The organism is Ignavibacteria bacterium, from assembly GCA_025612375.1.
GTDB lineage: Bacteria > Bacteroidota > Ignavibacteria > Ignavibacteriales > SURF-24 > JAAXKN01.
This window is the reverse complement of record JAAXKN010000023.1, coordinates 44296-65368: the sequence shown is the minus strand read 5'-3', so window position 1 is coordinate 65368 and position 21073 is coordinate 44296. Positions and strand designations below refer to the sequence as shown.

The following is a 21073-nucleotide window of genomic DNA, read 5'->3' as shown; positions in this document are numbered from 1 at the left end:
GCAGGGAGAATAGATGCCGGAGAAAAACGGGTATGATGCGGTTATTGTAGGCTCGGGGCCAAACGGCCTTGCCGCGGCAATTACACTCCTTAGGGCAAAAAAGCGCGTTCTGGTAATTGAGGCCAAAGAGACCATTGGCGGAGGGATGAGAACCGGGGAGCTAACGCTTCCCGGATTTCAGCACGACATCTGTTCAGCCATTCATCCACTTGGAATTGCATCCCCGTTTTTCAGAAGCCTCCCTTTAGCCCAGCACGGGCTTAAATGGATCTATGCCCCGGCAGCATTAAGCCATCCGCTGGACAACGGGCAGGCGGCGCTGCTTACGAATTCTGTAGTTGAGACGGCCAAAACACTCCGCGAGGACTCTGAAAGATACAGGCGTCTTATTGAGCCCCTCCTTTCAAGGTGGGAGCTCATACTTCCGGAGATCCTGGCGCCTTTTCACATCCCGAGGCATCCCTTGGCTCTTCTCAGGTTCGGGCTTTCAGCCATACAGTCTGCCGCCAAGTTCTCTAAGAGAAAATTTAACTCACCCCTTACAAGGGGCTTTTTTGCAGGGCTTGCCGCCCATTCAATAGTGCCCCTTGAGGAGCCAATTACGGCAGCCTTCGCCCTGGTGCTTGGGATACTGGGCCATTCGGCGGGCTGGCCCATGCCTGAAGGGGGCTCGCAAAGCATTGCGCTTGCGCTTCAATCCTATATAAAATCCCTCGGCGGGGAATTTCTTCTTAGTACAAAGATAAATAGTCTTGACGAGCTGCCGCATTCAGACATAGTTTTATTTGACCTTACCCCGAAACAGATACTTGCAATTGCAGGTGAAAGACTGCCCAAGGGCTACAGGCGCCAGCTTGAGCGTTACCGCTACGGCCCCGGCGTATTTAAGATGGATTTTGCCGTAAAAAGCCCGATCCCGTTTAAGTCTCCTGAATGCACACTTTCAGCAGTAGTGCATCTTGGAGGCACAATGGAAGAAATTGCGCACTCAGAACAGGAAGTCTGGCAGGGCAGGCACCCGGAAAGGCCTTTTGTAATACTGGCGCAGCAAAGCCTTTTTGATTCAACGAGGGCGCCCAAAGGGAATCATACTGTCTGGGCTTACTGCCACGTTCCTAATGACTCAGACACCGATATGTCGGAGCGGATCATATCGCAAATAGAGCGTTTTGCCCCGGGATTCAGGGGTACCATACTTTCTTCACACAAAATGAACTCCCATAATTTTGAGGCTTATAACAACAATTACGTGGGAGGCGACATAAATGGCGGGGTTCAGAACTGGCGGCAGCTCTTTACGCGTCCCACGCTCAGTCTTACGCCCTACAGGACTCCGATTAAGGGAGTTTATATCTGTTCTTCTTCAACGCCGCCGGGAGGCGGGGTGCACGGGATGTGCGGATACTACGCGGCCAGGACAGCCTTAAAGGACGTCTACAAAATAAAGGCAATGATATAAGTTTTGCCATAGATTTCATTACTCAAAAATGCTTAATTTAATTTTAAGCAAACTGAAAATTCCTTACCCCGGATTTTCTTCTGCAAAATATGTAAATCAAAAGATTTAATGAATTATCCCCGGACTTTTTGTTAAAACATCCGGCTGTTCCATAAAATGAGCAATATCCTTTTCCATAAATTATTATGTTTTGCATTTGTGCTTTTCGCGTTTTTAGAAACTGCAAATGCTTCCCCGGCAAAGTCCGACACCATAAGGGCTGAGGACCTAATCAGGGATTCCATTACGATATCCAGCATAAATAATAAAGACGTCATAGAGTCTGTAAAGGGTTTTTCTGAAAAAGATAATTTCTTTTCAAGGCTCTTAAAGCATGTGCTGGTTGCCGAGGAAGAAGACCCGAGGAGCCGGAACTCCACGGGTGCTCTTTACAGGCAGTATTCGGGTAAAATAATAAGAAACATAGACGTACAGGTCCTTGAAGTCTTCGGCACTTCGGTAGACCATCCTGAGGACTCGGCCGAAAGCTGGCTTCAGCAGGCAGGAAACTCAGTCCACCTTAATACACGCGCATGGCTCATCAAGAACCGGCTTTTGTTTTCAGAAGGCAGCCGCCTTGTGCCTTTTGAGCTGGCTGAAAGCGAACGTCTTTTAAGGCAGAATGATTTTATTTATGACGCCAAGATTCTTGTGCACAGGGTAAGAAAAGCAGGCGACAGCGTGGATGTACTCGTCCTGGTGCAGGACGTCTGGAGTATTACCGGAGGCGCCTCCTACCAGCCGAATGACAAAACCGGCAAGGTTTCTTTTAAGGATATCAACTTCCTCGGCTTCGGCAACGAGATCACCGGAGCCATAAAGTTTGATAACGCCTACCCGGGAGGCTGGGACTGGAGCGGCAGCTATACTTTCAGCAACATCAACAGGACGTATATTTCCGCCAAATTGTTTCATATTTCCGAGGACAACAATGAGAGCTACGGGTTTAACTTCAACAGGGATTTCTTCTCACCCGTTACGCGTTATGCCGGTGGGCTCGGGATGCAGTGGTCGAATGACAAGGTTGCCGTACTGAATGATACGCTCCAGAGGAGAAGGGACGTCAGGTATAACAGGCAGGACTACTGGCTGGGCTATGCATTTGACTTCAAGGCTTTTGATCCTTACAGCGTCAATTTCAACAGGCTTAATGTGTCTATGCGTGTAACGCGCACGAAATATACCGAGCGTCCTCAGGCCGATGCCCTGGGGCTATTTCAGAACAATACTTTTTACTTAGGGAGGCTGGGCTATTCCTACAGGACATATTACCGCGACAGGTATCTTTTCGGACTCGGGAAAATTGAAGACATACCGCTTGGAAGCCTGGCCGAGATACTTACGGGATATGAAAAAGGGGAGCACATCAACAGGCCTTATCTGGGCTTTAAGACGGGCTACAGCAATTACAGTGACGATTTCGGCTATCTTTACGGGGGTCTTCAGCTGGGAGGCTACCGTCAGAATAAAGAATGGACAAACGGCGTTTTGGTGCTGGAATCCCTTTTTTACTCAAAGCTTCTGCCATTCGGCAAGTTTAAGTGGCGGCATTACCTGGGCACCAGGTATTCATACAGCTATAATCCCGTTTTTGCAGAGGACCTTTTGAACGTCAACGGGGATATGGGCCTAAGGGGTTTTGCGACCGAAGCCACGGGAAATAAAAAGCTGGTTATAAACTATGAGAACGATATTTTTGTACCGCTCAAACTCTTAAACTTTAAGCTCGCATTTATTACATTTGCCGACTTTGCACTTCTTTCGGGCAAAGATGAGCTCCTCTTCAGCAGCAAACTTTACCAGGGTTACGGAGTAGGCTTCAGAATAAGGAACGAGCACCTTATATTCCCGACCTTTCAGCTCATGTTCGGATATTACCCTAACGACGGCGAGCGCGGCGGCAACCGTTTTGAAGTCTTCCGCCAGCAGTCGATGTTCTATCATTTCAATCAGTTCCAGATCTCGGCTCCATCTGTAGTTCAGTTCTAAAGCTTTTCTTCATTGATAAATGACGGAATTAGTTTATTATAGTATTTATGCAGCTAATTGCACCGGAAGAAGGAGAATTTTATATGCAGCAGTGTGACATTGGAATGATAGGCCTTGGAACCATGGGGCGCAACCTGGTACTGAATATTGGGGATAAGGGATTTTCGGCAGTGGGTTACGACAAGGATTTCAATAAGCTTAAACTGCTAGAAAAAGAAGCAAAGGACAGAAAAATTCTTGCCGCAAAGTCTCTGGAAGAGTTTTTCGGGATGCTGAAAAAGCCCCGTGCATTCATGATGCTGGTGCCCGCGGGCGCGGCAGTGGATGCAATAATTGAAGAGGCGCTGCCTTATATGGAAAAAGGGGACATAATAATTGACGGCGGGAACTCGCATTACACCGATACGGAGCGCCGCATAAAGGATCTTGAAGGAAGAGGTATTCATTTTATGGGCGTTGGGATTTCAGGAGGCGAACAGGGCGCCAGGCTCGGGCCCAGCATGATGCCTGGGGGAAGCCCTGAGGCATACAGCCGCCTGAAAAATATTTTTGAAGCCGTTGCAGCCAAGGCTGACAATGAGCCCTGTGTTGCCTATATGGGGCGCGGCTCCGCCGGGCATTACGTAAAAATGGTGCATAACGGAATTGAGTATGCCTTAATTCAGCTCATCTCCGAATCCTATCACCTGATGAAGACCTCTCTAGGGCTAAGTAACGATGAACTGGCCGGCACGTTTGAAAAGTGGGATAAAGAAGAGCTCCATTCATTCCTTATAGAGATTACAGGCAGGATCTTCAGAATGGAGGAGATGGAGCAGGAGGGTAGAGGAAAAACAGGGGATAAAAACAGGCGGAGGCTCATAGACCTTATACTTGACCGCGCGCGGCAGAAGGGGACAGGCAAGTGGACTTCCCAGGACGCAATGGATATTCAGGTTCCGGTGCCCACAATTGATGCCGCCGTAGTTATGCGGGATCTTTCAGCAGACAGGGATACAAGGCTTAAATATTCAAAGGTGCTTCATGGCCCTGCATACAGCTATAAGGGAAGTAGAGATGAATTTATTCAGAGGCTTAAAAACGCGCTTTACTTTTCCATGATAATTTCCTACGCCCAGGGGATGGATCTTCTTAAGAAAGCCTCTGAAAGCTACTCCTACGGCGTTGACCTGAAGAAGGTGGCCTCAATCTGGAGGGGCGGCTGCATCATAAGGGCATCTTTACTGCAGGATATACTTGAGGCTTACGGCAAAGAAGAAAATATGCACAGCCTTATGGCCTCCGGAAAGTTTTCAGGCATGCTTAACAGAATGCAGGAAGACATCCGTTTTGTTGTTATAAACGCGGTTACCCTTGGCATACCCATTCCAGCCTTTTCGGCTTCGCTTTCATATTTCGACAGCTACAGGAGCCAGTGGCTTCCGGCAAACCTTGTTCAGGCGCAAAGGGACTTTTTCGGGGCACACACATATGAAAGGATAGACAAGGAAGGGATTTTCCACACAGAATGGCTTAAAGGGGAGAAATGATATGGATGAGAAGACAGGACATGGAGCCATACTGCAGGATTATCCTTCTGAAGAAGAGCTGGCACTTGCGGCCGCAGGCCTTTTCAGGCAGTTTGCACTTGAAGCAGTTGAGAAATGGGGCATGTTCTCCGCTGCACTCTCAGGCGGAACGACTCCTAAAAGGATGTATCAGATATTATCCGCCAATCCCTTTAAGGATACAACGCCGTGGAAGGAAATACACTTTTTCTGGAGCGATGAGCGTTACGTCCCACTAAACGACAGCAAGAGCAATGCAGGGATGGCATTTAAGAACCTGCTAGATATGGTTCCGGTTCCCAAAGAAAATATACACCCCATTCCTTACCTTTCCACGCCTGAAGAATCTGCACTCAGTTATGAAAAAACCCTCAGGGATTTTTTTTCAGGCCGCGCTCCGCGCTTTCACCTCGTGATGCTTGGGATGGGGCATGACGGCCACACGGCTTCACTTTTCCCGCACACTGAAGTCCTAAGTGAAAAGGAGCGCTGGGTTAAAGAGGTTTTTATAAAAGAGCAGGAGAGCTTTAGAATAACGCTTACCTATCCCATCATCAACAACGCATCAAACGTTGTCTTCCTGGTGCAGGGAAAAGAAAAAGCCGATGCGCTTTCAAAAGTAGTAAAGGGCGCCTCAGGCATCGAGGACTATCCGGCCTCAGGTATACATCCTGAAAATGGTGAACTCTACTGGCTTATTGACCGCGCGGCCTTCAGCCCGGGGCTGTTATAGGCTTTAAGAAACATCTGACTTTCCCCCGAGGTGCCTTTTGTCCAAATATCCCTCTGTCTTTATCCCTTGAAGTAGTCTCATGCTTTTGATAAACTGAATATATATCAGAATTGATTCGATTTTTTGGGAATTTGAAACAAAAGTATGGAGAAGGAACTATGGATCAGTTAAACCTGGATGAACTTAAAATGCTGACTCAGGAGCGAAAATGGCCCTGCGTTTCAATATATATACCAACCAGCCGCAGGGGGACAGAAGTTATACAGGCATCAATTCGCCTGAAGAACCAGCTCCGCGACATTGACCGCCAGCTGAAGGAAAAAGATGTAAATCCCCTCCTCATAAATGAAATTCTGACTCCGGCACAAGACGTTGTAGACGATGAATTCTTCTGGAATCATCAGGAAGATTCACTGGCCATTTTTCTGGCCAAAGGTGAAAGCCATATGTACAGACTTGCAATTAATATCGATGAGCAGTCGAACATTTCAAACAGGTTTTTCATTAAGCCGCTCATTCCGGCGTTAAGCCAGATAAACGCTTTTTATATCATGTTCCTTGACCGCAAGAACCTTAAGCTTTTCCGCGCCAATCCTTTCGGCTACGAGGAGGTGGATCTGAAAAATGTTGTCACCAATATGGATGATGCGCTTCAGTTAGATGAAAGCGAGCAGAGGGAATTCAGGGGAGCTGAAGGAGGTGCTCACCGCGCATCTTTGTATGTGGGACCGGGTTACGGCACCGATGACGCCAAAAAGGAAAAGGACATAAGGAGATTTTTCCAGAGAGCAGATAAAGGGATTTTTAATACCGTAAAGGGAGAGAACCTGCCGATGGTTCTTTCGGGAGTTGAATACCTCCTGCCGATTTTTAAGTCGGCAAGCTCGTATCCGAATATTGCCGAAGAAGGAGTGGCCGGCGGAACCTGGGAGCTCGGGATGAATGAGATACACAAGCATGCGCTTGAAATAATGCAGCCATACTTCGAAAAGAAAGGAAAAGACGCCCTTTCAAAGTACTATCAGTATTCCGTGGGCAGTCAGGCAAGCAATGAGGTCTGGGAGATACTGCAGGCTGCATTTACCAACCGTGTGGATTCTCTTTTCTTCAATACAAATGAGCATGTATGGGGTACAGTTGATCCTGAGTCTTTTGAAGTAACTATGGCAGGAAGGCCTGAAGAAGGGGAGGACCTGGTGGAGCTTGCCGTAGTACAGACGCTCCTGCACGGTGGGAATGTTTATCCGCTGCCGTTTGAAAAGATGCCGGATGGAAAGCCTCTGGCAGCTGTTTTTAGGTATTGATTAGTATATCCAAAGATCGTTAATGTATAATGATGGTACTATGTAAAAGTAGACCTCTTTTGTTGTATGAAGGTAGAATTAATGAGGAGGATATAATGGTTAGGAAATATGTGGCTCTCATAGCTTTAATTATGATAATATTCGTTGCCCCACAGATAAAGGCTCAGGGAATAGGTATAGGACCTCAGATAGGATGGCAAAAGTCAAGCAGTGCCGATAACGGTTCACTTATGTATGGCGCCGCATTGAGGCTCAAGCTTTCACCCGCAATAGGAATAGAAGGTTCGGTAAACTACAGGCAGGAAAAATACGCTAACGGCGGACTTACAGTCAGGAGCTGGCCAGTAATGGTTACAGGGCTTATCTATCCCATTCCGGTAGTTTATGGAGCAATTGGTGTTGGCTGGTACAACACAACCTTCGATTATAATCAGCAGCTCACGCTGAAAAATCTTGCCAACAACACGCAGCAGAATTTCGGCTGGCATCTGGGAGCAGGAGTTGAAGTGCCTCTGGGAGAAGCTGCATGGCTTACAGGAGATATACGTTATATATTCCTGAATTATGATTTCGGGCAGCTGGCCACGCAAGCAAGCACCGGGGATCTCAACAGTAAATTTTATGTCATTACTGTAGGACTCCTCTTCGGATTCCATAATAAGTAGGATTAAGTAAATTCAGTTAACCACGGCCCTGGAGATCGCGGAATTTCCAGGGCCTGATTTCAGGTATGGTATCTATTGAAGTTGAATGATCTTAAAGGTAAAACAGCCCTTGTAACAGGAAGCAGCCGGGGCATTGGTAAAGAAATTGCCCTCAGGCTTGCAGAGGCAGGGGCAGATGTAGCCATCCATTACAATTCCCGCAAAGAAGAAGCTGAAAAAGCAGCTCATCAGATCAGGGAAATGGGCAGGCGTTCTGAAGTCTACAGGGCGGACATGTCCCATTCAGCCTCCATAAATGAAATGATAAAGAAAGTGCTTAATGATTTCGGAACGGTTGATATACTGATTAATAATGCCGGCATAGCGCAGAAGATTCCGCCCGAGGATATAACAGAAGGTGACTGGGACAGGATGCTGGACGTTAACCTCAAGAGTGCATTTCTTTTAACGCAGGCATTAGCCGCAGGGATGCAGAAAAAAGGGTGGGGAAGAATTGTAAATATTTCTTCCGTAGCGGCACAGACAGGAGGGTTAGTGGGGCCACATTATGCAGCTTCAAAGGCAGGAATGATAGGGCTTACGCATTTCTACGCAAGGCATCTTGTAAAAGACGGCATAACGGTTAACGCAATTGCCCCGGCTTTAATTGAGACCGACATGGTAAAGGAAGATCTGAAAGCAAAGCCCGACTTTATACCTGTGGGGCGTTACGGCACGGTGGATGAAACGGCGTCCATTGTACTTATGCTGATGTTTAACGGATACGTTACAGGGCAGACGATAAACCCCAACGGGGGGATGTACATGAGCAGTTAATTTCAGAAAAAAACCATTAAAATGCGATATGGGTATAAAAGACAAGCTGGTTTCAAAGGGGGCAGAAAAAGTTGTTAACACGCTCTTTGAGGATATGGGGAAAGTATCCGGGCTTTCCATAGACTCCAGGAATAAGGCTATGAAGCTTACTCTGGACTTAAAAGGAGAAACCGCGCCGCTGAGCATAAACATAATGGAGTATGAGATACTGGAAGAAGAGTCGCGTTACTTTATAGTAATCCACAAGCTTAAAGCCTCCAGGGAGTGGATGAACATCGCCTTCGGGAGGTTTTTCAAGGGCATGAAAATCCCGGTTCCCGACAAGTACAGTTTTGTAATAAAGCAGGCGCTATAGTTCCCGGGGGGCTATCATAAAACTAATCGCTTACATAATTAAATCTTACTTCCTTTACAACCGAAGAGGAGAAACATCCATAGGCGCCGCTTAAGCCCACTGTCTCTTTCTTGCTGAAATAATGCTGATAATAATTATCATCATAAGCTATTATTCTAATAACACATTCACCGGAAGCGACAGCTTGGCTGTAGTACATGTTAGATTGAAAAGCCAGTGATGTATCTGTGGTTTTATATCCGGCCCAATCACTCATATAAAAATTCTCAATAGGCATATCATAATATTTATCTTTAACATATACTTTTACAATATATCCTTTTGCATTCTTACTGCCACTCCACCTGAAGACAAGCTTTTCCAGGTTAAGGTGACCTCTTATTATATCTCCTTTCCGGGGTGATGTGATGGTAAAATCTCCGGGAGTAGTTACCTTTCCAGTAATTATGTTCCCGTCTGCATTGACAGACAGATAATAATCTGCCAAGGGTTTAGCCTCAAAAGCCGCGATATTGGTATAATATGGTTTGTAAGGATTTAAAAGATAAGAATCTTTTACGGTATCTGTCACAAGCTTAAAGTATATATAATTGTTACTTATTTCATCTTTCAGAGAAACTTCGGAATTTTTCTCAAAAAAGTTAATAAGTGGATCAGCGGCATTATATTCCGTTCTTCCTGAAATATCAGTATCCCTGTAAATATATACGTGCTGCTGAGGACTATTTACCTGCAGGTTAAAGAAAAGGCTGTTCTTAATTTTAATCTCTCCCGGATTATTCAGGTCTTCACATCCGGAAGCAATTATAAGAAGCAACGATGCCATAATGGAAATGATATTTTTCTTCATCTTAAAACTCTGCTGTTATTCCAATTACGGGGAAAATGGTGGAGCCCCTTTCCTGTCCTTCCTGGGGTGTTACCTGCCATGCAGAAGGCTCAAAATTATATGGATTTGGGCTGTTGTAAACATTCATTACCTGAAGGTACGGTTTGTAGAGAATGCTTCCCCACATAAACGAACCCGAAATGCCTAAGTCCAGCCTGTGATATTCCTTGAATCTTTCGGAGTTCCTCCTGCCTTCAATCAATCTCAGGCTGTGCGGCTCCTGGTAATAAACAAAGCCGGAACCATCATCGGGAGGTCCTATGTATTTCCCGATAGGTACAGTGTACGGCAGGCCCGTGGAGAATGTCCAGAACGCATTCAGCTGCCAGGAGTTGGAAAGGGCGTAGTTCATAAGTATCTTCACGTTATGCGTCCTGTCCAAAGGAGCATAATAGTAGTAGACCTCATCTTTCTTAACCGAATGCAGGAATGAATACCCAAGCCATCCTGTTAAGTCTCCTTCCTCTTTTTTAAGGAGAACGTCCAAACCTGCGGCATAGCCTTTTTCATACTTTAGCTCCTCATCCGGTCCGTAGGTTGTTGCAAGATTGTTTCTATCCTTAAAATAGCCCTCCACCTCCAGGCTTGTTTTCTCAGAGAAGATATCCGACAGCACCAATCCCGAAGCGTAGTGGTCCGAATAAGGAATGTTTTCTTTGTCTTCCGGAAAGAAGGTTGCCATAAAGGGGGTAAATACCGCCTCAGTTTTCCGCTCTTTCAGAGAATATGTATTCTGGAAATATCTCCCATAGCTTAAATGCACCTGCAGATTCGGTAAAAAATTGTAGCTAAAAGAAAAAGAGGGAAGAAGAAGAAACGTCTTCAGATTCTTGATGTAGCTCCCCCTTAAGCCTGCCGTTAGTTCGCTTACAGGGCTTATTGTAACTTTATCCGTTACAAATGCATTTAAGTAGAATTCATCCCCGCTGTAGCTGTACTGGCTCGGGGCAAAGTCAAAGAACAGACTTTCTAATGGATGAATATACATGCCGTTTAAGTCTGTCTCGTCTATATTCCAGTCGTAATGTATAGCCTCGCGCTTTGCCTCCAGACCCACTGCGAGTGCCTGACCATCGGGATGGGAGTTAAATGTTAGCCTGGCCGTAAAATCTTCAATGTAGTTGTTGACTGTTGTTGTATCTGTCGTGCCCATCTGGTGATAATAATCAGTAAAGAATACCTGAGTATTTACTCCCAAAGAAGCCCTGCTCATAAAAGCCTTTAGCTCAACCGAGCTTTTTTCTTTTAAGAAATACTCGTCCGAGAAATTAAGGAACAGATTGCCCCAGTTCGGGATTTCCTTTTGAGCGACAAAAACCTTATCGTCATCAAGGCCAAGGGCATCTCTCGAGTAAAATGCGCTTACGGTAAGAAGGTTATTTTTACTTAGGGGATAAACATACTTTGAATAAAGGTCATAGAAGTAGTATGGGAAGCGGATACCCATAATCATACGGGTCAAAAAATCAAAATAAGTCCTTCTTCCTGATATAAGGAAATTTCCTCCCCAGAGGGGACCGTCGAGGGCTATTTTTGCCGATGCAAGCCCAAGGGCGGCACTGCCCTTAATTCTCTCATTGTTCCCCTGTTTTGAGTTCAATTCCAGCACTGATGAGAGTGCCCCTCCATATGAGACGGGGTAGTTTGACATGTACAGCCTTTCGTTTTGCAGTATGTCACTGTTGAACATGCTGAAAACACCGACTAAATGGTAGGGATTGTAAACGGGAATGCCATCTAAGAATACGAGTGTCTCGTCATAGTTGCCACCTCTGACAGAGATCTGGGATGACATGTCTGCTGCTGTAGTTACACCGGGCAAAGCCTGGAAGGCTCTGAATGCATCGGCCTCAATGAACTGAGGGACCTTGGATAAGTCTCCCGGATGTATGCTGTAGGAGTTTACGACGGGTTCTTCAGTGAAGTGTTCACCTGTGACTGTAACGCCTTGCAGTAAAATGGGTTCAGGAGTAAGCCTTATTATAAGCTTAACTTCACTCTCATCATCAAAATCAATTACAAGATTCTTCTCCTCATAGCCCACAAGTTTAACCTTAAGCTTTTCAGCCTTCCTGTCCAGTCTTAACTGGAAGAATCCCGTCTTATCCGACATGGCTGAGGCATTATCTCCTGAAGAGACCACAGCTCCTTCAAGCCTCTCGTTTGTCTTCTCGTCATAAATTAAGCCTCTGATTGTAAAGGGGTGCGTTTCATCCTGTGCAAATAAATGGCAGGATAGGAGTATAAAGATCAGCGTGCAGGCAAGTTTTTTCATTTTCCTCGATAGAAGATATTAGTTGATAGCGTGAATTTAACAGGGAACTAAAACATCTCTTACTCAAGAACGGAACCTGAAAACAACTAAAGGATAAAATAACATTGTGCTGCCAAATATAATGCAATTTATTTTACAGTTACAATATAACTTCGAATCTTTTTTACAGCATGAAGGAGCCCAATAATTTCTGCGCTGCGGCCAGTTGCGCCATGTTCCCATTCCATAACAAATAATTTTAATGAGATTAGATCCTCAATTGTGGGGTGTTGGTATTTTCACATTTGACCCACGTATTCAAAAACATGGCGCGGCTGACCGCGGCGCGTAGGATTTGGGAGATTCCGTGTACCCGTCCAAAGCAATAAGAGCCTTTAAATTGACGCAGTTACAAAGTCCTCTCCCGAAGAACGAAACCCCGTGGAAGAATCTCCACCACCGGGCAGAATTTTCTTGGAAGCAGCAGTTTCACATATGTTATGAAGCATTTTGGGAAATTATTCCCGCTTTATATTTTTTGTTGATTTTAATAGCAGAAATCTTGTAGGTTAAGGATCTGTATCTGACCATTTTGTGAAGATTAATATCTTAAGTTTGAGAATCATTGTTGTCTGGTGATATTTATTTTTCAACTTCCGCTTAATTCGTTCACTCGAAGTCTTTTATATAATTTTTCATTCTAAATAATACATTTTCATTGTCGCAGTTTTACGACAAACAATGTGAAAAGTTTATTGACCAGGCTGGAAATTATACCCGTGATGCAACTATTTGTTCTGTGAGTAAAAATCACCCAATAGAGAACAATGAGATGTTTTTGTTAATAAAATAAAGCTCAAAATGGAACATTCTCTCAAAAGGGCTTCAGTTATTCAGCTGATTGCCATATTGCTGTTCATTCCCGTTTGTGCATCCTCTTATGCGCAATTAAAAAGAGCCTCAGTGGATGGAATTGTTGTGGATGACAAATCCAATGAAAGACTTGAGGGCATATCCATTATAAGTGACGGCACCCTGCTTGCCGCCTCAGGATCCAAAGGCTATTTCAGCTTTAGCCTCCCTCCCGGGACCCATACTCTGATGTTTAAGGCTTTGGGATATAAAGAATTAATAATCAGCGTGGATGTTGACGAGGATGAGAACGAAGAACTTTTCCCCAGAATGATCCAGCAGGCAATCATTCTGGATTCTGTTACTGTAACCGGTTTTCGTGAACAGGATGCCGGAAATGTCATAAACCTCCAGCCCGGTGAACTGACGAAAATTCCACAGTTCGGCGAGGTTGACGCATTAAAAGGTTTTCTGGCATTGCCGGGAGTAACCACAACTACCGATTTTTCATCGCAGTTATCCATAAGAGGAGGTAATTACGACGAGACTACCATAACAATTGACGGCGTACCTCTTTATAACCCGTACCACCTTGCAGGTGTGTTCAGCGTTTTTAACAGCGACATACTGAAATCCGAGAATCTTTACCTGTCAAATTATCCGGTCAGTTTGAACGGCGGACTTTCAGGCCTCCTAGATTTAAGGTCTAAACAGGGAGGCCAGGAACGTTTTAGAGGTAATATTTCCTTAGGACTGGCATCTTCCAAGGCCTCTCTATATGGCCCTCTTCTTGGCGGCTCCGTCATATTATCATACAGGAGGACCTATCTCGACCTGATAGGCAAAATGCTGAAGTTCGAGTTCCCGTACTCTTTCGACGACGCTTACATCAGGTATTCAGTTCCATTCAAAAAGGATAACTTATCAATCAGCCTGCTCTATTCAGGCGATACATACGTAGTAACCCCGGAGAAAACACACCTGATTGCCCGGAAAACAAAGGATCCCCAATGGGGGAATTCCTCTCTTTCTTTTAGTTACAGCCATTCTTTCTCCTCTAACTCAGGAGTTGACCTGACAGCCTATTCATCACAATCAAACCTGGGGCTTGAGGCAATGACAGAGACTGAAATTCCGCTTCATCCTTTGGATACATGCAAGGTTAATAATTTTATTAAGGATTATACTTTCAAAGCTGAATTTTACAGCATCGATAAAAACCGGGAATTACGGTTCGGCTATGAAATGAAAAAACTTAATATTTCCTACAACTGGAATATTGATACTACCGATTTAGGAGGCTTCTTTATCCGGCCTCTTGAAGAAGTCTTTTATGATTATTCCCAGAACCCCTTCTCATATTCCAGGAACGACCTGTTCTATAATTTCTATGCTTCGGACAAAGTTAAACTGGACAAGAAGAACACACTCACCGCCGGATTCAGGAGCACAATTGACGAAAATGTCAAAAAATTCTATTTCCTTCCATATATAAGCCTGGAGAGCATTCTGCAGAATAACCTGACGGGAAATCTCTCCTATGGAAGACATGTCCAGTATCTGTATTCATTAAAAGAACAAAGAAATGAAGCTCTTCTCTCGCCATTTTCAGCATTATTCCTTGCAGATAACGGTGATGAAACAGGAGTATCCGACAACCTTACGGCAGGCTTTTTGCTGAAAAATATTCTCGCCCTGCCTTTGGAACTTAAACTGGACGGCTATTATAGCATAAGGCAGAATATTCCTTCTTCCTACCCCAAGGATGAAATTAAAGACAGGTACAGGCATGAGGACGGATACTCCTTTGGAATGGATGTGCTCTTAAAGCACGATTCGCCTCTCCACAGCGGATGGATCGCCTATTCATTCCTCAGGTCCGTAAAAAGAAACGAGAAGTATGCTTATTTCTCACAGTTCGACAGGACACACAGCGTAAAAGCCATTTCAAACATCAGGTTTTTCGACCACTGGCATTTCAGTATCTTTTTTACATTTGCCACAGGACTGCCTTATACTCCTCCGGCAGGAAAATATGTAGGCGGACCATCAGAAGATGACACTCAAAGCAACTGGCGTGAAATTAAAGGAAGAATAAATTCAGCTAGATTTAAGAACTTTCACCGCATGGACCTTGGCATAAACGGCTCGTTCATCTGGGGAATGTTCCTCTTCAAGCCTTATGTTCAGGTGCTCAATTTGTACGGCAGTGAAAATCCTTTTATTTACGAATACGAAACTTATGTCCTCGATCCCAAACAGGGAGAAAGGCAGGGTTCTTACGTAATTCCAACATTCGGAATAACGGTGGAATTTTAGCATGAGAAAACAATTTATAAAAAGTAAGTCCGGACTTCTGCCTGGCATAATGATGTTATTAGTCCTTATGGTTTCAGGATGTGAAAACCTGAACGACCCGGGACCGGCTGAATTTAACAACAGTTTACTGTTTAATCTTGTCGTGAATTCCAGGGAAAGCCAGTCAGTATACATTTATAGGACAGCCCAGCTTTCTGAATGGACTTATGGGAGTTATTTTTGGTCAAACAACTGGCTGGACGCTTTCGATAAGAGGTTTGACTACCTTTTTGTCCAGGATGCCGGGGTTTACCTCTCCGGCCCAAACAGTGACCCGGTGCAGTTTACTGTAAAAACAGATTCTCTTTACAGGAATAAATATGTGGGCCCGGAAAATTTCAAACCTGAACCCATGAAGGAATACATTTTAAGCGTTAAGGCAAACAAGCAACAGTTCACAGGAAGGACCTTTACTCCGGGTGACTTTAATATACTCATGCCTGAAGAAGGGCATGTTTTTACTGCTGCAGGCTATGCCTATGACTTAAACATCCTCTGGACCTCAAGCCCCCGGGCAGCGGGGTATATCGTAAAAATTAAGCCCCTGGCTAAGAGTTCTTCAAAGTGGGACAATACAATTTTATATAGAGATATTAAGGCCGATACTTCATTCAGCTATCATTATGACCTGTACCTCATGCCTTCTCTTGATTCATGCAAAGTTGAAGTATATGCATATGACAAAAACTATTATGCTCACGTCCATGGCAAAGATGATTGTGCTGGATTATCGGGAGCCTACGGGTTTTTCAGCTCTTCTGTACTTAAAAGCATAAAAATAAAATTTCAGAAAATCCGTTAATCACTCAGTTAAGATTGCGGTAATTTTCTTGCACCTTAAGCACGGGAAGGAGCATGTAATTATAGTGATTTTTACGGCACCATTGTAATGGCTACGCTGCTCAGGCCTGAGATCATGGTCTTTATGAAATCTATTATGCCGCCGGGGAAGGTGCCAAACCATATTAGCATTATAGTTAATACTGAAAGTACTATTCCCCCTCCAACCGACAGGGCGGGGCTTACGGTTACAACTGGCATTCCTGCCACAACTTCCTCATCGGGCGCACGGTACATTACAACTACAATCTTAAGATAATAGTAAACACTTATTGCACTATTAATAACAAGTATTATTACAGGCAGCCACAATGCTGTATTTATCCCTGCCGCGGCAAGATAAAATTTCCCTAAAAAACCTGCCGTAAGGGGTATGCCTGCAAGAGACATAAGCATGGCTGTAAATATCGTTGCAAGAAACGGCCGCCTCCAGTACAAAGCCCTGTAGTCATCCATATTGTCCGCATCGCGCTCTGTAAATGACAAAACCGCAACAATGCCGAATGAGCCGAGGATTGTTATGAAATAAGCCACCAGGTAAAACGTTCCTGCCTCAAGCCCCATCCTGCCGCCGGCCAGAAATGAAATGAGCAGATATCCCAGGTGCGCAATTGAGGAGTACGCAAGTATCCTTTTAATATTGTTCTGTAATAATGCCAGGAAATTTCCTATAAACATCGAGGCTATTGCAATTACTGTGAATAAAATCACGAGCGAATGAAACCTGTAGCCGTTAACCTCAACGAAGAACCTGAACCAGAGCGCGAACATGCCCCCTTTGGAAACCGTGGCTACAAATGCCGTAACGGGTGCCGGGGCGCCTTCGTATACGTCCGGCGTCCACATGTGGAAAGGCGCAAGTGCCAACTTAAAGCCTACGGCAATTACCATTAAAGCAAACCCCGTCAGTAAGAGTGGTGCATTAACTGCACCTGAATTTATGTGGGCACCCAGCTTTGTAAAATCCATTGTTCCTGACTCGGCATACACAAGCGCCATACCGAAAAGGAGGAATGCCGAGGAGGCTGCCGCCAGTACGAGGTATTTAATTCCTGCCTCAACCGACCTTTTCCTCTCCGGCAAATAGGCTATAAGTGCGTAGAGGGAAACGCTTAAGATCTCGAGGCCCATAAAAAACGATATGAAGTGACGGCTTACAACAAGCACCATGGAGCCGAGCGTTGCGGTTAAAAGAAGAACGTAGTATTCTTCTTTTTCTTCATCCATTTTGGAAAAATAGCTGTACGACAGGATTGCAACGGCCAGGCTTGCAAGCGTAATCAGCCCCCAGTAGAAAAGGGCGTAGCTGTCCACAATTAAAAGCGCACCAATCTGCCCCGGCAGTCCCTGTATAAACATGAGCGATATGAAAGATCCCGCCAGGCCCAATAAAGAAAGCACAAAGGTTACCTTATGATCTCGGTAGAAGCCGATTACAAGGAGCATTATTATGGAGGCGCCCGCAAGAATTATAAGCGGCATCAGATAGTAAAAGTCTGCGGATGTCATCTTGCGCCTCCTTTCTCACTTTTGCCTGCAAGCTCAGGGCTTTTTTCCTTAAAGGGCTGCACCTCTTTTTTCATCTCGCTCATGCTTCCCCTCGAAGCTTCTTTTACAATGTTATTGATTGCAGGTCTTGATGTATCCAATACCGGATGCGGGAATATACCGAGCCACAATATCGCAAGGATTAAAGCGCTCATAATTACCATTTCACGCACGTTGAAGTCAGGAATATGCTTTTCAGCTTTCGGCTTTCTGCCGTAGAACACTCTTGCCATAATTCTAAGAGAATATATTGTTGAAACTACAAGTCCCACCGTTGCAACGGCTGTTATCCAGTTATTTGCCATAAATGATCCTGTAAGCGTCAGGAACTCGGCAATGAAGTTCCCGAGTCCCGGAAGTCCCAGTGAGGCAAGGGCAAATACGAGTCCCACGGCGCCCATGCGCGGTATCTCGTCCCAGAAGCCTCCCATCTTATTCAGGTCGCGTGTATGGATGCGCTCATAGAGTGCCCCCACTAAAATAAAGAGGGCGCCGGTGGAAATGCCGTGGCAGAGCATCTGCATTACCACGCCCTGAAGCGCAAGTTCATTTAAGGCAAAGGCACCAAGCATTACAAAACCCATATGGTTAACGCTTGTGTAGGCAACAAGCCTCTTAAAGTCAGTCTGTGCAAATGCCAGTATAGCGCCGTAAATAATTCCAATGGCGCCCAGTATCATGCCCGGGATCTGGAAGTCACGCGCGGCATGGGGGAACAGTGGAATGACAAATCTGAGTATTCCGTAGGCGCCTGTTTTAAGGAGGAGCGCCGCCAGGACAACGCTTCCAGCCGTTGGGGCCTCCGTGTGGGCATCAGGCAGCCAGTTGTGCAGAGGCACAATCGGGAGCTTGACTACAAATGCAATAAGAAAGCCTAACATGAGCCACATCTCGGCTGTGGGAGAAAGCACAGTTCCCAAGAGCTGCATGTAGTCGAATGTATATACGCCGGTATTTTTTCCGTGAATAAAGTAAAGCGCCACAATGGCAACAAACATAAAAAGGCTGCTTGCCTGCGTGAATATGAAAAACTTGAAAGATGCATATATCCTGTTTTCATGCCCCCATATGCCGATTAAGAAATACATAGGTATCAGCATTACTTCCCAGAAAAAGTAGAACATGAAAAGGTCCAGCGACAGGAATACTCCCGTAATGCCCGCCAGTATCCAGAGGAGGTTAAAGTGGAAAAATCCCGCCCTGTATTCTATCTCCGTCCATGAGGTTAAGACCGACAGGACCCCTATGAACGCAGTCAGAAGTATGAGGAGCAGGCTCATTCCATCTAAGGCCATATGGAACGTGATGCCGAATGCGGGGATCCAGTTCCAGCGGAAGTCTATAAGCCACGGAGCATTTGCTCCTAATTTAACGCCGGAAGAATTCTCTGCCCATATCATAATTACAAGCGCAAAATCAACGAGTGTTGCAATAAGCGAGATCCACCTTGCAAGCATCACGTTCCATTTTGCAGCTATCCAGGCAGCTATTCCCCCAAGCATTAAGATTATTACAAGCCATAGTAAAATCATAAGAACACCGCAATTGTTATAGTAATTATAGCCCCGAGGGCTATTCCCATAGCGTACCATCTTACACGCCCGGACTGCGTGAAGCTGAAGGCACGGTTAAAGACACGGTTAATCCATGCGATAAATGTATAAATAAGATCGATAAAGTCGCTTTTGTTTATCTCGGCTATCCAGACTACGGGGGTGACAATAAGCTTATCGTAAAGCCAGTCGAAGCCCCACCCTTTTTTCCAGTATTCGTGAAGCGTACTTCCGAATGAGGACTTCCTGAAGGCGAGCACCTTATCCGGATTCTTGTAATAGAGGAGGTAAGCTATAAAGATGCCGCCGATGGCTGTAACAGCCGCCACAACCTGAAGGATGAGTTCTGTTGAAACGCCTCCTCCTTCAGCAGGGCTATTGCCAGGCAGTATGGTCTGAATGAAATCTGAAAATATAGTCAGGTGCCCCAGGGTATGCGGGAGCTCAATAAAGCCTCCGAAAGTTGAAAGCACAGCCAAAACAACAAGAGGCATTTCCATTATCCACGTCGGCTTATGATGCAGGTGGGTTTTGGCCACGCCGAAGAAAGTTATGAGTACCATCCTTGTTGTATAAAGAGCCGTTATAAAAGCCCCCAGGAGTCCCGCGGCATAAAGCCAGCGGTTAGCCCTTTCGCCGTCGAAGGCGTAGAACAATATGAGGTCCTTGCTGTAGAACCCTCCTGTAATTAAAGGCAGAGCCGCCAGCGAGGCGCTTCCTATAACAAAAGTCCAGAACGTTACAGGAAGCATATTCTTCACGCCTCCCATTTTGAACATATTCTGTTCGTGGTGAAGAGAGAGTATCACGACGCCCGCGCCAAGGAATAGGAGAGCCTTAAAGAAGGCGTGGATCATAAAGTGAAATACGGCAGCCGACCACGCGCCAACGCCAAGAGCCAGGAACATGTAGCCGATCTGGCTTATGGTTGAATATGCAAGGACTCTTTTAATATCACTCTGCGTAAGCGCGCTGAAGCCGGCAAGAAGAAGCGTTAATGCACCCACGACTCCCACAATTGTTAAGACCACGGGAGCAAGCGTAAAGATTACGTGCATGCGGGCTATCAGGTAGACGCCTGCTGTAACCATTGTTGCCGCATGTATAAGTGCACTAACGGGTGTCGGACCCGCCATAGCGTCAGGGAGCCAGGTCTGAAGCGGCAGCTGCGCCGACTTTCCCACTGCACCGCCCAGCAATAGGGCGGCAGTCATTACAGGAAGTGAAGAGCCCACGGCCCAGTTCAAAGGCGCCTGCTCTAAAATTCTTCCTATGTTCAGCGTTCCAAGCTCCGTAAACAAAATAAAAAGCCCGATCGACATGGCAGTATCCCCAATACGCGTTACAATGAAGGCTTTTCTTGCGGCGTAACCGTTATAAGGATCCTTGTACCAGAAGCCGATTAAAAGGTAGCTGCAGAGGCCCACGCCTTCCCAGCCGAGGTAAAGGAGCACCAGATTATCGCCTAAGACCAGCATCAGCATGGAGCCCACGAAGAGGTTCATATATGCAAAGAACCTTGAATAGCCTTCCTCACCTTCCATATATTCCATGGAGTAGAGGTGGATGAGGAACCCGACAAATGTAATGACAAAGATGAAAGTAAGGGAGACGGCGTCAAGCCTGAGAGCGATTGCGGGATTCATCCCTGATACGTTAAACCATTCCCAGAGCGTCTGAATATAAACCCTGCCCTGCGGGGGCGAAGAAATAAAGTTTATTCCAATTAAGATCGTTATGAGTGCGCTTAAGCCTATTGAAGCCACGCCTACAAAGGCCGCTGTTTTACCCGGCATTTTTGCTCCCCAAAGGGCCAGGATCAGGAATCCCAGGAAAGGCAAAGCAGGAACGATCCACAATAAATCAAGCATA

The 21073-nt window shown here is 45.6% G+C and carries 15 protein-coding genes; 10 read left to right on the top strand and 5 right to left on the bottom strand.

Going from position 1 to position 21073, the window contains the following annotated elements; translation table 11 throughout:
* Positions 1 to 13 precede the first annotated feature (13 nt).
* From HF312_13710 to HF312_13675, 8 genes are all read left to right on the top strand, one after another.
* Positions 14 to 1459, top strand: a complete 1446-nt coding sequence (locus tag HF312_13710) for an NAD(P)/FAD-dependent oxidoreductase (protein MCU7521272.1) — start codon at positions 14 to 16, stop codon at positions 1457 to 1459.
* A 156-nt stretch (positions 1460 to 1615) separates the two neighbouring features.
* The gene (locus tag HF312_13705; protein ID MCU7521271.1) at positions 1616 to 3487 is read left to right on the top strand and encodes a hypothetical protein; all 1872 of its coding nucleotides are present in this window, start codon (positions 1616 to 1618) and stop codon (positions 3485 to 3487) included.
* An 83-nt stretch (positions 3488 to 3570) separates the two neighbouring features.
* Complete coding sequence (gene gndA, locus HF312_13700; protein MCU7521270.1) at positions 3571 to 5016, top strand: NADP-dependent phosphogluconate dehydrogenase; 1446 nt, start codon at positions 3571 to 3573, stop codon at positions 5014 to 5016.
* 1 nt (position 5017) lies between these two features.
* Entirely contained in the window at positions 5018 to 5767 is a 750-nt protein-coding gene (gene pgl, locus HF312_13695) for a 6-phosphogluconolactonase (GenBank protein ID MCU7521269.1), read from the top strand.
* 158 nt (positions 5768 to 5925) lie between these two features.
* Positions 5926 to 7071: a hypothetical protein gene (locus HF312_13690; GenBank protein MCU7521268.1), complete on the top strand. Its 1146-nt coding sequence runs from the start codon at positions 5926 to 5928 to the stop codon at positions 7069 to 7071.
* A gap of 95 nt (positions 7072 to 7166) precedes the next feature.
* Entirely contained in the window at positions 7167 to 7736 is a 570-nt protein-coding gene (locus HF312_13685) for a porin family protein (protein MCU7521267.1), read from the top strand.
* Positions 7737 to 7817: 81 nt separating this feature from the next.
* A complete protein-coding gene (locus HF312_13680) occupies positions 7818 to 8552 on the top strand; it encodes a 3-oxoacyl-ACP reductase FabG (GenBank protein ID MCU7521266.1) in 735 nt (244 codons plus the stop codon).
* 28 nt (positions 8553 to 8580) lie between these two features.
* Positions 8581 to 8907, top strand: coding sequence for a hypothetical protein (locus HF312_13675; protein MCU7521265.1), 327 nt, complete (start codon positions 8581 to 8583; stop codon positions 8905 to 8907).
* A 22-nt stretch (positions 8908 to 8929) separates the two neighbouring features.
* Here the strand turns inward: HF312_13675 and HF312_13670 are convergent, their stop codons facing one another.
* Together HF312_13670 and HF312_13665 are read right to left on the bottom strand one after the other, a co-directional pair.
* Complete coding sequence (locus HF312_13670) at positions 8930 to 9757, bottom strand: hypothetical protein (GenBank protein MCU7521264.1); 828 nt, start codon at positions 9755 to 9757, stop codon at positions 8930 to 8932.
* Position 9758: 1 nt separating this feature from the next.
* Positions 9759 to 12071, bottom strand: coding sequence for a TonB-dependent receptor (locus tag HF312_13665; GenBank protein MCU7521263.1), 2313 nt, complete (start codon positions 12069 to 12071; stop codon positions 9759 to 9761).
* 840 nt (positions 12072 to 12911) lie between these two features.
* On the opposite strand from HF312_13665, the gene HF312_13660 reads away from it, so the two are divergent.
* Together HF312_13660 and HF312_13655 are read left to right on the top strand one after the other, a co-directional pair.
* Positions 12912 to 15221 carry a TonB-dependent receptor gene (locus HF312_13660; protein ID MCU7521262.1) on the top strand — a complete coding sequence of 770 codons (2310 nt, stop codon included), beginning with the start codon at positions 12912 to 12914 and terminating at the stop codon, positions 15219 to 15221.
* Between the two features lies 1 nt (position 15222).
* Positions 15223 to 16062, top strand: a complete 840-nt coding sequence (locus tag HF312_13655) for a hypothetical protein (protein MCU7521261.1) — start codon at positions 15223 to 15225, stop codon at positions 16060 to 16062.
* Positions 16063 to 16133: 71 nt separating this feature from the next.
* Here the strand turns inward: HF312_13655 and HF312_13650 are convergent, their stop codons facing one another.
* Genes HF312_13650 through nuoL form a run of 3 tightly spaced genes read right to left on the bottom strand, consistent with a single transcriptional unit; the run spans position 16134 to position 21072 of the window.
* The gene (locus tag HF312_13650; protein ID MCU7521260.1) at positions 16134 to 17609 is read right to left on the bottom strand and encodes an NADH-quinone oxidoreductase subunit N; all 1476 of its coding nucleotides are present in this window, start codon (positions 17607 to 17609) and stop codon (positions 16134 to 16136) included.
* Complete coding sequence (gene nuoM, locus HF312_13645) at positions 17606 to 19180, bottom strand: NADH-quinone oxidoreductase subunit M (GenBank protein MCU7521259.1); 1575 nt, start codon at positions 19178 to 19180, stop codon at positions 17606 to 17608. Before nuoM ends, HF312_13650 begins: the two co-directional genes overlap by 4 nt.
* The gene (gene nuoL, locus HF312_13640) at positions 19177 to 21072 is read right to left on the bottom strand and encodes an NADH-quinone oxidoreductase subunit L (protein ID MCU7521258.1); all 1896 of its coding nucleotides are present in this window, start codon (positions 21070 to 21072) and stop codon (positions 19177 to 19179) included. The genes nuoM and nuoL overlap by 4 nt, the downstream gene beginning before the upstream one ends.
* Position 21073 lies beyond the last annotated feature (1 nt).